The following is a 13,204-nucleotide window of genomic DNA, read 5'->3' on the forward strand; positions in this document are numbered from 1 at the left end:
TGCTGGTAACGACACAGTGATCTTCGATAACATCAAAGATACACGCGCTGGTCTGACTATCTCCGACACAGTCGTAGGTGGTGCTGGTAACGACACACTCGTCATCGACGGCGACCTGACAGGTGCAAGCCTGGGCGACACTATCGCACTGGGCGCGTCTGAATGGACTAACGTATCCGGTTTCGAAACTATCCGCTTGGTTGGTACTTCCAACAACGCCGGTGTAGTGGGTGCTGGTAACTACCGTCTGACATTGACAGATGCCCTGATTGCAGCCAACAACAACGGCGGCGTACTGGCGATTGTCAATGACAATGACACAAACAATGATGGTGCAGACAAAGCAGACACAGCTGGTACAGCAGTTGAAAGCGCAGCAGTCATCGACGCAAGTACACTGAGCGCGACTAGCCGCTTCAGCTACAATGGCGAAGAAGGTGTTTCTCGTACTGATGACCGTATCATTTTCTCTGATGCGAACTTCAATGGTACCCACGCCATCAACGGTGGTGCAGTTGACAACAATACAACTAATAACAGTGGCCGCAACAACGATGTAATCGAACTGCGTAACGCGACAAATGCGTCTATTGGTGACTTCAATGGTATCAACAACATCGGTATCATCGAGCTGACCAACACCACATCTGTAACACAAGTGTCTCAAGTTCAGTTGAACGACACAGTTGTTAATGCTTTGGTTGATAGCTTCCAAGCTGGTAATGCCACTGCAGGTCCTACTCAGTATTTGAAACGTGAAGTCATCCGCGCTATCGACAATACTAATGTTGCAGGTGCAACAGTAGGTGTATCTATCGACGCAAGCTCATTGACAGCGCAATCTTCACTGGATGTTACATTGGGGCGTGGTGCAAACTTCGTTCAAACTGGTGCGGGTACTGATCGCGTTGTGTTGTTGGGTAACTATGTTGCCGGTACTTACAACACAGTTGAAAACGGTGTGAACCTGAATGCACAATCCACAACTACAGCAACTGCTCGCGTCGTCACGGACACGATCAACCTGGGTGCGGGTGTTGATACACTGGTAACTTACGGTGCGATCAACCTGGCTGGCGCGACTTTGCAAAATATTGAAAACATCACATTAAACTCTGCTGTTGTGATCACTGCTTCTCAATATGCCGCTCTGATCGCTGCTCGCGTAGCACTGAATCTGTCTGGCCCTGCATTGACATTCGTGGGCAATGTTCCACATCAACTGACTATCGTTGATGATATCAATGGTGCAAACAATATTGATCTGTCTTACATCAATATCGCTAGCGGCACTCTGGTTGTGGATACAACATCTTCCTTCACTGCAGCTGCTGGTGTGAATAACAGCACTGTAACCAATGCAGTGACTGGCGCTGGTACTGTTACAACAGGCGTAGTAGGTACTAATCCAGTCAACGGTGGTGGTTCAGCTTTGAACCCAACAGCATTGGTTGCTGGCGGTACATTCACTAGCGCAGCAGGTGTGAACGACAACTTCACAGGCTTGACTGCTACTTTGAGCGGTACAACAGTGACTGGTAACAACGGTGACGTTGATACAATCACATTGGGCGATGCAGCTTCTGTTGCTATCGGCAACGGTGCAGCAGGTGGTACTATCACCAATATCAAAACACTGGCACTGGCTAACGCAACTAACGTCATCACTTTTGCTAATGCTACTACTGGTATCACTACAGTAAATGGCGGCACAGGTAATGACTCTGTTGATTTGACTAACACAGGCAACACATTCCTGGCTGGTAACGTCAATCTGGGCAATAGTGCTACTCCTACAGGTGCTCAACAATTGACACTGGAAGCCAAAACTTACACTGGTACATTCAGTGCTGGTACCGGTACAGCTGATACATTGGTTGCAACAGGCGCCAATATCTCTGGTGCAAATATTGCCAATTTTGACATCCTGCAATTGGGTGGTGGTGCAACAACAACTTTGACAGCAGCGCAATACAATGCTTTCACAACTGTTACTGCAGCTGCCGCAGGTGACGTAGTTACTCTGACTACTGCTGGCGCGATTACAGGCACAACATTGACTGGTACAGTTGGTGTGGAATCTTACAATCTGGCCAACGGTACAAACACTGTAACTCTGGCTTTGTCTAATGCTAACCAAACCTTCACTGGTGGTACAGGTAACGATTCCTTCACTACTACCTTTGCTAACTTGGCTTACAAAGTAATCAATGGTGGTTTGGGTACTGATACAGTCACTGTAACTGACGCAGTTGGTGCAGCGTTTAGCCTGGCAGCAGCAGGTGCAGCGGGTGCGACATTGACTGGTGTTGAAGTTGTGAACTTCAATGGTGCTACTGGTGGTGCAAACACTGTAACTATGTTTAGCGGTGCGGCTACAGTGAACACAACTGGTGGTACTTTCCTTCTGGGTTCTGGTGGTCAAACACTGACAGCAACTGGTGGCGTTACAGTAACTGGCGGTGCTGGTACAGATACAATCACATTGTCTTCTGGTAACGACACTGTCTTCGCTGCTGGTTCCTTGTTCGGCAACAACATCGATACCGTTGCTAACTTCAAGGTTGCTGGTACTGACGTGTTCAAGACAGGCACAACAGCAACAACATTGAGCGCGCTGAACATCGCTAATGCTGACGTATCCACTCTGGCAGCAGCAATTGCAACGGCAGCGCAAGCTGCTGGTGCAACTCTGGCAACTAATACCCAGGCTTACATCATCACTGTAGCCGCAGGTACAGCAGCTGGTACTTATGCCTTCCAAAACATCGGTGCAGGCTCAGCAACAACTGTTGGCAATGATGACTTTATCGTTAAACTCGTTGGTGCAGGTACTATCATCGCCGGCGACTTTAGCGCTTAATTCAGTAAGTTATGCAAAAAAATGGGTAGCTTGCTACCCATGCAACAGGGAGAGAACATCCTCCCTGTTGTTGAAAAATAAAAACCCACCTCTGCAAAGCGGTGGGTTTTTTTATAATTTGTTAGTATATGTTCCTGGCAATTATTTACGTATAGAACAAGCTTGCATCAGGCTGTTATGGGCTGACCACAAAATCCTGTCTTACTCAATAATTATTCGGAACACAGAACTCCATACTGCTGCCTTGTCATGACTATCAAGAAACCTAATCGGAATGATCCCTGTACTTGCGGCAGTGGAAAAAAATACAAGCAATGTTGCATGCTTGCAGAGGAGCTGAAACGCACTGAAGCAGAAAAACAAAAGCAACAAATACCAGGACAGATCGCTCATTTGCTGGAGCAAGCCATGCTCTTGCATCGTAATGGCCAGATAGAGGAAGCCAGGAAAGCCTATCAAGGTATCCTCCAGCTCAATCCAGCTCATCCAGATGCATTACATCTCTATGGCGTGACCGCTCACCAAATCCGAGATTACAGTCAGGCGATACAATTCATACAATTGTCCTTGCAAGCGAACCCTGGCAATTTCTTTGCCTTGAACAATCTGGGCGCAGCCTTGCGTGAAAATGGCCAGGCTGAGCAGGCATTGCATTGCTTCCAGCAAGCCTGCAAACTCAAACCTGATTACGCCGAGGCGCATAGCAATATTGGCAATGTGTATAAAGATACCGGCGATATGGATAAGGCTATCCTGGCCTACCGACATGCCCTCAGTTTGAACTCAGCCCTGGCAGAACCCTGGAATAATCTCGCCCTGATCCATCAAAAGCACAAGGACTTGCAGAGTGCCATACAGTGCGCAGAACGTGCTGCTGCCTTGCAGCCAGATATGGCTGAAATTAATAATACCCTGGGTAATATTTATAAAGATGCTGGTCAGAATGCACGGGCGCTGACCAGCTATCAGCGAGCACTTGCACTAGACCCGCAGCAAGGTAATGCGGCCCATTTTATTAATGTACTTAGTGGTATGACTAGTACACAAGCGCCAGTCAACTATGTCAGCAAGGTTTTTGACGACTATGCAGAGCGTTTTGACCAGCATTTGCAAGAAGTGCTCGAATATAAGATCCCGACTGTCATCGGCCAGCAGTTAAGGCAAATGAAAGTGGCTGGCAAGGCAAACTGGCGCATTCTTGACCTGGGCTGCGGTACAGGTCTGGTGGCACAAGAACTTGCTGGCGTGGCAGAGCACATTGTTGGCGTTGACTTGTCAGAAAAAATGCTGCTGAAGGCGCAAGAGAGAAAGTTGTATCACAGATTGATACAGGCTGATTTGCTGAGCATGACCAGGCAAGAACTGCTTGCCAGTTATGAGCTGGTGACAGCGGCTGATGTATTTGTTTATCTGGGACAGCTAGATGCCATCGTTGCGGAAATAAGCCGCTTGCTGGTGATTGATGGTTTATTTGCTTTTTCAGTTGAAGCAGGAGATGCAGACCTGGTGCCTAGTGAGGAGCATCCAGGCTATCAGCTACGTAATAGTGGCCGCTACGCACATCAATTGCCTTATCTGCAAGGCTTGGCTGCTCAGCATGGCTTTACGATATTGCAGTGTCTGCCACAAACCATCAGGATGGAAAACTTGCAGGCGATACCGGGTTACTTGCTGATCTGGCGCAAGCTGACATGAGTTATGCATAATAATGCATGATCCAAGCTTGGGCTTTGAAGCATGTCAGTATTCATTCGCGATATTGCAGGCCAGGTAAACGGATAAGGAAATTGATATTTGTTTATTTTAATGGTGCCTGCTAGCTTTGGCTTAAGTTTCATCAAGTAGTGCACCAGACAGGGCAATGTGGCTGTAGCATGATTTGCCTTCGGTAGAAGCGTAGTGCCGAAAAAAGCGCCATCTGCGTATCCTGCTGATACAATACTGCACTTGATTTTGACCAAAACGCCTACATTTCAGTTTGAGTAATCGTGTTGTGATCAAAATATGATTTGCGATTTAATGCCATCTACGCCTGGCGCTTAACCCATGCCATCAATGGAAATGGGCTTTTTCTAGTTATTGGAGTTTTACTATGTTTCAAAATGCTCAAACCCTGGACAAGAACCTGCATGGCGCTTTGCGCTTTCAACCAGCAGCAGACTTTGCCTTTGCTCGTGGCTTGACCACTGCCCCTTTGGCACCCACAGAAATCCCTGAAGCAGCAGAATACTATCCTGTTCTGTTCTCACAATCCGGTGTATTGAATGCGATTGCGGTACTGGGCTTGAGAGAGCGCAATGTATTCCTGAATGAAAAAAACCAATGGACTGAAGCCTATGTGCCGGTCCATGTACGTCGCTATCCATTTATCCTGGGCCGTATTGGTGATACTGACGAATACCTGTTGGCGGCTGATATGGATGCTCCTCAGTTCAACAACAAAGAAGGTGAACTGGTATTTACAGACAAGGCAGAATTCAATCCACACTTTGCTCAAGTCCTGGAGTTACTGAACAGCTATGAAAAGAACTTGCGCGAAGGCCGTGTTGTCTTGAATGAGCTGGAAACTACCGGTGTATTGGTAGCAAAAGACCTCAACTTCCGTGAAGGCAACGAAGTGCACCTGATCGGTGGTTTCCGTATTGTTGACCGTGAAAAAGTCATGGCACTTGATGATGCTACGCTGGCACGCTGGGTGCGTAATGGCTTGATGTCTTTGCTGGAATTGCATTGGGCATCTTTCCGTCATTTGCCTAAGGTTGCATTGGCATCCTCACGTCCAGCCCAGGTTCAGTAATCTGCGATTGACGAGAACCAGATTGAGAGTAGAAAATGGGGCAGATTTGCCCCATTTTTTTAGACCATATACAAGGTGATTACTTTGAAATTACTGCACGTAGGCTGTGGCCCACAAAACAAGTCAGGAACGACACCCTATTTCCAGTCAAATGACTGGGAGGAAATACGCTTTGATATTGACCCCACAGTCAATCCAGACATACAAGGAACCCTGACCGACATGAGTGCAGTAGAAACTGGTTCCATTGATGCGGTGTTTTCATCACATAATATTGAACACCTGTATCCCCATGAAGTACCTGTAGCAATCAAAGAAATTTTGCGTGTGCTCAAGGATGACGGGATTTTCGTCGTTACTTGTCCCGATCTGGTTTCTGTCTGTAAATTGGTTGCTGAAGACAAATTGCTGGAGCCAGCCTATATCTCTCCGGCTGGTCCGATTTCCCCCCTCGATATACTGTACGGACATCGTGCCGCGATGGAGCGTGGTAATCTTTTTATGGCACATCGCTGCGGTTTCACGCAAAAAGTATTGATGAACCTCTTGGCGGAATTTGGGTTTAAAGCTGTCGTCGCGGCATCGCGACCATCTGCCTTTGACCTGTGGGCAGTCGGTAGCAAAAATGTCAGACCCATTGCTGAAGTTCAAGAACTGTTATTAGCCCAAATTGCAGCAAAATAATTGTTTGCCGGATGCAAAAAAAGAAATCACCAGCCAGGCAAGTGCAGGCAAAGTCAGCGCCTGACAGCGCCAATACCCGTCTCCAAACTGCACAATTGTTGCAGCAGGCATTGGTATTACACCAAAGCGGACAACTGGCAGGGGCTGAGGCTCTTTATCGCCAGATATTGGCAAACGATGCCAGGCATTTTGATGCCTTGCAATTTTTGGGGATGATCTGTCGCAATCGTGGGGAGTTTCAGCAAGCTTTCGATTTATTGAATTCGGCTGCCTCCATCAAGCCTGACCATGTCACCATACACGCGTCGTTAGGCAATGTTTTGCTAGACCTGCAACGTCCTGCAGATGCCATTGCCAGCTATGACCGGTTTTTATCATTTACGCCAGATTTCGCCGAAGTTCTCAACAACAAAGCCAATGCACTCAGTGCCTTGGGCCATGAAGCAGAGGCCATGCTTTGTTATAACCAGGCATTGAGTAAACAAACTGATTTTCCAGATGCCTATTTTAACCGCGGCAATCTATACATGGACATGCGTGATTACGCGCGAGCTTTGCATGATTATGAGCAAGTACTGCAGGGTAACGCGAGTCATTTTCAGAGCTGGAATAATCGTGGCAATGCCTTGCTGAAACTAGAGCGTTTGCCCGAAGCCATGCACAGTTATCAGCAGGGTTTGAGTATCGCACCAGGCAATGCTGAGTTGCATGCTTGTTTGGCGAATGCCTATAAAATTACCGGGCACTTGAATGAAGCTGTCCAGCATTATTCAAAAGTACTGGAATTGAGTGCCACCGGTTTTGTTCGTCAAAATGCCGCCCTGCAATTGGCGATACTGCACCATGTATATGGCAATGCAGTAAATGTAGAATCTTTGCTGCAGGCGGCAAAAGCCATGTTGGACAATGTCCAGGTCAAGGATAGAGGTTCGTTGATTTACTGTGCCTTCATGTTGAAGATATATTTATGGTGGCAGCTGTTCAGGCAACAAACCCAAATCCCTCAGGCAAATGGTGTGCTACATGTCATTGGTGAAAGCCATATGCTGTCTGCCCATAATCTGGTGCTCAGTTATCGCGGGCAAAGCTTGCAATGCAAAGGTTTATGGATAGAGGCTTGCACCCAATGGCGTATTGGCCATGCCGGAGCTAATCATTACCAAGAATTAATGAAGGCTTATTTGCTTGCTGTACCGGAAGCATCCAGCGTCTTGATCATGGTAGGTGAAATTGATTGTCGTATTGACGGCGGCATCTACAAGGCCAACAAAAAAAATATGGAGCCAGGCTTGCCGCAGCGGGTGCAAAAGACGATCTCGGCTTTTTTGCACGCGCTGCTGCTTCATGCGCAGCCACGTAAATTAAAACTTATCATTAGTGGTGTGCCTGCTTACCACATTGATGAAAATGGATTAAGTCAGCAAGACTTGCATGATTTTGGTCAGTTCCTGACCTTATTCAACCTGACTTTGAAGCAGCTGACATTGCAAATGGGCATGGATTTTCTCGATTTGTTTGCCATGACTGATGGTGGAAATGGCAAGGCAAATCAACAATGGCATATTGATGCTCATCACTTGCGGCCAGACGGCATTCTGCAGGCGTTTACCCATCATTTAAGCGTTGCATGAAACTTGCTGAAAGCCGTGCTATTTGCTGCGACTTCCAGAGGTAATAGCGTTTATACTGTGGCAATTCCTTTGGCTCGTATTCCTATCCAATTTGCTCTATGAAAATCCTGTTCGTTCACCAAAATTTCCCTGGCCAGTTTGTGCACCTGGCTCCGGCCCTGGCGGCAGATGCTGGCAATGAAGTTGTGGCTTTGACCATGCAAAAAGGCATTCCATTGTTATGGAATGGGGTCAAGGTTCATTCCTATCAGGTTGCGCGTGGCACAGCGGCCGAAACCCACCCCTGGCTGGCAGACAGCGAGCCCAAAGTTATCCGTGGCGAAGCCGCCATGCGGGCTGCCCTGCAATTGCGTGAGCAAGGTTTTGTGCCGGACGTCATTATTGCTCATCCGGGTTGGGGTGAAAGCCTGTTCTTGAAAAAAGTGTGGCCCAAGGCCAGGTTGGGCATCTATGCAGAATTCTTTTATCATGCGCATGGGGCAGACGTAGGCTTTGACCCTGAGTTTTCTTCCGACAGCATAGAGCAAGCATGCAAGATACAACTCAAGAATATCAATAATCTCTTGCATATGGAAATAGCAGATGCCGCCATTTCACCTACACACTGGCAAGCCAGTACATTTCCGTCGGCCTTCCGTGAGCACATCAGCGTCATCCATGACGGCATCAATACCGACCTGGTTGCCCCCAACCCTGCCGTTGCATTGACCCTGGGTGGCGGTTTGACCTTGACGCGTGATGATGAAGTCATCACCTTCGTCAATCGTAACCTTGAACCATATCGTGGTTACCACATATTCATGCGTGCCTTGCCACAAATCTTGGCTCAGCGCCCTAATGCCCAGGTGTTGCTGGTGGGGGGGGATGATGTCAGTTATGGCGCCAAGTCAGCCAGCGGCCAATCATGGAAAGAGATATTCCTTAAAGAGGTCAGTCCACTGTTGCCGGAAGAGGCGCGCAAGCGTATCCACTTCCTCGGCAATATTCCTTATCAGCATTTTATTCCTCTGTTGCAGTTGTCACGCGTCCATGTGTACCTGACCTATCCCTTCGTACTGTCCTGGAGTTTGCTGGAAGCAATGAGCGTTGGATGTGCCATTGTGGCGTCGGATACCCAGCCTTTGCGGGAAGCCATACGCCATAATGAGACCGGCAGGTTGGTAGATTTCTTTGATGTGGCGGGGCTGGCGCAAGAGGTTTGTGATTTGCTGGAGCAGCCGGAAGAGCGCCAGCGCCTAGGGGAGAATGCCCGCCGTTTTGCCTGTGAATTCTATGATTTGCAAAAAGTTTGCTTGCCCGCTCAACTGGAATGGGTGAATACCTTAGCTGAAGACACAAAAGTTAACATTCAAAATGAGATATCTGCACAGCCGCTTGTAAACACGATCGTAATTGAGTTAAAATGAAGCTGTAGCCAGCAAGACCATTAAAGAACTCGGCGCCCCGCAACGGATATTGCGGGGCGTTTTTTTTCGTTCGTACACATTCTCACCTATCTGTGCCCACAAACTCCCTGCGGTAGCAAATCATGGCTGACTTCAGGATGCCTATCTCCATAGCAAGAATTGGAAAATTCCCATACTTCAGGCAGTAGCTCGCATACCAGTATTTATCTGTTCAGCCAGGGAAACCAGTGTCACAAGAAACAATTTTGCCAAATGAATAAATTCCATTTGCACAAAAATTCTTATGAAATGATTAAATGAGGGAGTATGTGAGAAATAGCAAGAGTGTCCCCGCAAAAAAAGCTCAAATTTTTATATACAGGTAGGAGTATATGAAATTAACGGACTTTGATACACGAAACACGTTTTAAAAGCGTAAAACTTATGTTACGCTTTCGAAAAATGTGATGTACGTCACATTTAATTGAGTTGTGAACGAGGATAATGCCGCCTTGCCTTACAAATGCAGAATATGCAGATGAGTATTGCTACTCCAGAGCGTATTCACCCGGCGGTTACCTTTTAAATTGCGTTGTTTTTAGTACTTCAATGTGCAAAGAATACAAATGATCTCGAAATTAAAACTTCCACAAACGGAAATCGCACAAGTCTTGATGACTTTTAAAAGTGCTTTCAGGACCGTTGGCATTTTCAGCGCTATCATCAATCTTTTGATGTTAGCACCTTCCCTGTATATGTTACAGGTTTACGATCGTGTTTTGCAAAGTCGCAACGAAATCACCTTGTTGATGTTGACATTGCTGATGCTGGGTGCTTATGCCTTGATGAGTGCACTCGAATATATTCGCAGTTTTGTGCTGATACGTCTTGGCGCCAAGCTCGATATGCAAATGAACAAACGTATCTATACCGCTGCATTTGAGCAAAACCTGAAGCGTGGTGGCGGCAATGCAGGCCAGGCTTTGCAGGATTTGACACAAATTCGCCAGTTCCTGACCGGCGCTGGTTTGTTTGCCTTCTTTGATGCACCCTGGTTTCCTTTCTACCTGGCAGTGATCTTCATGTTTGATGCCTACCTGGGCTTGTTTGCTCTGGCAGCAGTGATCATCATGGTGATATTGGCCTATGCCAATGAAGTCGTCTCCAAGAAGCCGCTGACCGAAGCCAATACCATGGCCATCATTTCCAGCAATCTGGCAACCAATAATCTGCGCAATGCCGAAGTTATTGAAGCCATGGGCATGTTGCCTAACCTGATGTCGCGCTGGTTCAAGTTGCATGGCCGTTTCCTGCAATTGCAGGCAGAAGCGAGCGAAAAGTCAGGCATTATCACCGCCTTGAGTAAATTTGTCCGCGTCGCGGTACAGTCTCTGGTATTGGGTTTTGGTGCCTTGCTGGTTATCGAAGGCAAGATGTCACCAGGTATGATGATTGCTGGTTCGATTTTGCTGGGTAAAGCAACTGGCCCTATCGACCAACTGATCGGTGTATGGAAACAATGGAGCACAGTCAAAGGTGCTTATGGCCGTTTGAATGAATTGCTGGGTGCCAACCCACCACGTCAGGCTGGCATGAATTTGCCCAAGCCTCTGGGTGCCTTGTCTGTTGAAGGTGTGACAGCTGCGCCCCCTGGTTCTACAGTTGTGGTTGTCAAAGGTTTGACGATGGCATTGCAACCTGGTGATGTACTCGGCGTGATTGGGCCTTCAGGTTCAGGTAAATCCACGTTGGCGCGTTTGCTGGTGGGTGTCTGGCCAGCCGCTGTAGGTAAGGTGCGCCTGGATGGTGCCGATATCTACCAATGGAATAAAGACCAGCTCGGCCCTAACATTGGCTACCTGCCGCAAGACATAGAATTGTTTGGCGGTACTGTGGCAGAAAATATTGCACGCTTTGGTGAAGTTGATTCTGAGAAAGTGATACTGGCTGCCAAGCGTGCTGGTGTGCATGAATTGATCTTGCATTTCCCGCAAGGTTACGATACCCGCCTGGGTGATGGTGGTGCGGGTTTGTCTGGTGGTCAAAAACAACGTTTAGGTCTGGCGCGTGCCATGTACGACGATCCATCCCTGCTGGTACTGGATGAACCAAATTCCAACCTGGATGATGCTGGAGAGCAGGCCCTGGTCCTGGCCGTCAATGATCTGCGTCAACGTGGCAAGACCATCGTTCTGATCACTCACCGCACAACGATTCTGGGTGCTACTACCAAGCTCTTGTTGTTACGTGATGGTGTGGCACAAGCCTTCGGTCCGCGTGACCAGGTTCTGGCTGCTTTGAATCAGGCAAATCAACAGCAAATGCAACAAGCTCAGCAAGCCGCAGCAGCACAACAAGCTGCCCAGCAAGCACAACAGCAAAATGGTTTGCAAGCTGCGGCAACGGAGCCGCCAGCAGATACACAGGCAAGAATTAATGCCAGTGCGCAAGAGCAAGCAACTGCTACAGCTGCAGAACAGGAGTAATCATGAAAAATGCATTGGTTAAGAAAAATGATGTCACAGATGTGGCAACCCATAATGTAGAGATACTGGAAGTCAACACGGATGCGCGTAGCTATTCCCGCATGGGCTGGATCATCATTCTGGTGGGCGTAGTTGGTTTCTTGCTGTGGGCATTTACGGCAAAGCTGGACAAGGGCGTGCCTATGAGTGGCAACGTTGCAGTAGCTTCCAGCCGTAAAGTTATCCAGCATCAGACAGGTGGCACAGTGGATGAAATCCTGGTCAAGGATGGCGATGTCGTCAAGGCTGGTCAAGTCTTGCTGAAAATGAACAATGTCAGCGCCAAGTCAAATGCAGAAATCACCAGGGTGCAATTGTTCACGGCCCAGGCGGTAGAAGCAAGATTGCTGGCCGAACGTGCAGGTGCAAAGTCCATCAGTTTCCCCAAGGAATTGGATGAAGCGAAAAGTGATCCCCGCGTTGCCAACGTCATTTTGCTGCAACAGCAATTGTTCACTACACGTCAGATTTCCATACAAAGTGAGCTGGGTGCAGTGGATGAAAATATTGCTGGTATGAAATCGCAACAAAAAGGCCTGGAAGAATCCATGGTCAGCAAGAAGCAGCAGCAACAATTCCTCAAGGAACAGCTCGATGGTATGCGCGATCTGGCCAAGGAAGGCTATATTGCCCGCAATCGTCTGCTGGACCTGGAACGCACTTATGCGCAAGTGAATGGCAGTATTTCTGAAGACTTGGGCAATATGGGCCGTGTCTCGCGCCAGATCATGGAAATGGGCTTGCGTAAAGCTCAGCGTCAGCAAGACTATCAAAAAGAAATCCGTACGCAATTGTCTGACGTGCAAAAAGAAGCAGAAGCTTTGCAAAACCGTCTGACCGCGCTGGACTTTGATCTGAACAATGTCATGGTAAAAGCACCAGTGGCAGGTACTATCGTAGGCCTGAATGTATTCACCAAAGGGGCGGTAGTTCCTAGTGGTTACAAACTGATGGAAATGGTGCCTCTGGATGATGCACTGATAGTCGAAGCCAGTTTGCCAGTCAACCTGGTTGACAAGGTACATGCCGGCTTGAAGACAGAGTTGATTTTCTCTGCATTCAACTCCAACACTACGCCGCATATTCCGGGTGTCATTACCCAGGTATCTGCTGACCGTACTGTGGAAGAAAGAACTGGCCAGGCTTTCTATAAAGTGCGTGCAGAAGTCACACCTGAAGGCAAGAAGCTGCTCGCCAATCTGCAAGTTCGCCCAGGTATGCCAGTTGAATTATTCGTCAGCACGGGTGGTCGCACCATGATGAATTACTTGTTGAAACCTGTGCTTGACCGCGCTCATTCTGCCTTGACTGAGGAGTAA

At 47.9% G+C, this 13,204-nt stretch carries 8 protein-coding genes; all 8 read left to right on the plus strand.

Annotated features, from left to right (window positions below; translation table 11 throughout):
- A partial coding sequence (locus ACO0LC_RS15920; RefSeq protein WP_423004766.1) for a beta strand repeat-containing protein occupies positions 1–2,863 on the plus strand: 2,863 nt, incomplete at its 5' end.
- A 249-nt stretch (positions 2,864–3,112) separates the two neighbouring features.
- Positions 3,113–4,558, plus strand: a complete 1,446-nt coding sequence (locus ACO0LC_RS15925; RefSeq protein ID WP_423004768.1) for a tetratricopeptide repeat protein — start codon at positions 3,113–3,115, stop codon at positions 4,556–4,558.
- A gap of 397 nt (positions 4,559–4,955) precedes the next feature.
- Positions 4,956–5,660 carry a SapC family protein gene (locus tag ACO0LC_RS15930; RefSeq protein WP_423004770.1) on the plus strand — a complete coding sequence of 235 codons (705 nt, stop codon included), beginning with the start codon at positions 4,956–4,958 and terminating at the stop codon, positions 5,658–5,660.
- 75 nt (positions 5,661–5,735) lie between these two features.
- Complete coding sequence (locus tag ACO0LC_RS15935) at positions 5,736–6,344, plus strand: class I SAM-dependent methyltransferase (RefSeq protein WP_423004772.1); 609 nt, start codon at positions 5,736–5,738, stop codon at positions 6,342–6,344.
- Between the two features lie 11 nt (positions 6,345–6,355).
- Complete coding sequence (locus tag ACO0LC_RS15940) at positions 6,356–7,975, plus strand: tetratricopeptide repeat protein (protein WP_423004774.1); 1,620 nt, start codon at positions 6,356–6,358, stop codon at positions 7,973–7,975.
- Between the two features lie 98 nt (positions 7,976–8,073).
- Positions 8,074–9,381 (plus strand): glycosyltransferase family 4 protein, encoded by a 1,308-nt coding sequence (locus ACO0LC_RS15945; RefSeq protein WP_423004776.1) that lies wholly within the window; start codon positions 8,074–8,076, stop codon positions 9,379–9,381.
- A 605-nt stretch (positions 9,382–9,986) separates the two neighbouring features.
- Positions 9,987–11,846, plus strand: a complete 1,860-nt coding sequence (locus ACO0LC_RS15950; protein ID WP_423004778.1) for a type I secretion system permease/ATPase — start codon at positions 9,987–9,989, stop codon at positions 11,844–11,846.
- Positions 11,847–11,848: 2 nt separating this feature from the next.
- Positions 11,849–13,204, plus strand: coding sequence for an HlyD family type I secretion periplasmic adaptor subunit (locus ACO0LC_RS15955; RefSeq protein WP_423004780.1), 1,356 nt, complete (start codon positions 11,849–11,851; stop codon positions 13,202–13,204).

This window comes from Undibacterium sp. JH2W (genome assembly GCF_049340425.1).
Classification (GTDB): Bacteria; Pseudomonadota; Gammaproteobacteria; order Burkholderiales; family Burkholderiaceae_D; genus Undibacterium.

Excerpts from the sequence above, each read along its gene's own strand:
- ACO0LC_RS15925 (WP_423004768.1), top strand. The coding sequence starts at position 3,113 with ATGACTATCAAGAAACCTAATCGGAATGATCCCTGTACTTGCGGCAGT.
- ACO0LC_RS15930 (WP_423004770.1), top strand. The coding sequence starts at position 4,956 with ATGTTTCAAAATGCTCAAACCCTGGACAAGAACCTGCATGGCGCTTTG.
- ACO0LC_RS15940 (WP_423004774.1), top strand. The coding sequence starts at position 6,356 with ATGCAAAAAAAGAAATCACCAGCCAGGCAAGTGCAGGCAAAGTCAGCG.
- ACO0LC_RS15945 (WP_423004776.1), top strand. The coding sequence starts at position 8,074 with ATGAAAATCCTGTTCGTTCACCAAAATTTCCCTGGCCAGTTTGTGCAC.
- ACO0LC_RS15950 (WP_423004778.1), top strand. The coding sequence starts at position 9,987 with ATGATCTCGAAATTAAAACTTCCACAAACGGAAATCGCACAAGTCTTG.
- ACO0LC_RS15955 (WP_423004780.1), top strand. The coding sequence starts at position 11,849 with ATGAAAAATGCATTGGTTAAGAAAAATGATGTCACAGATGTGGCAACC.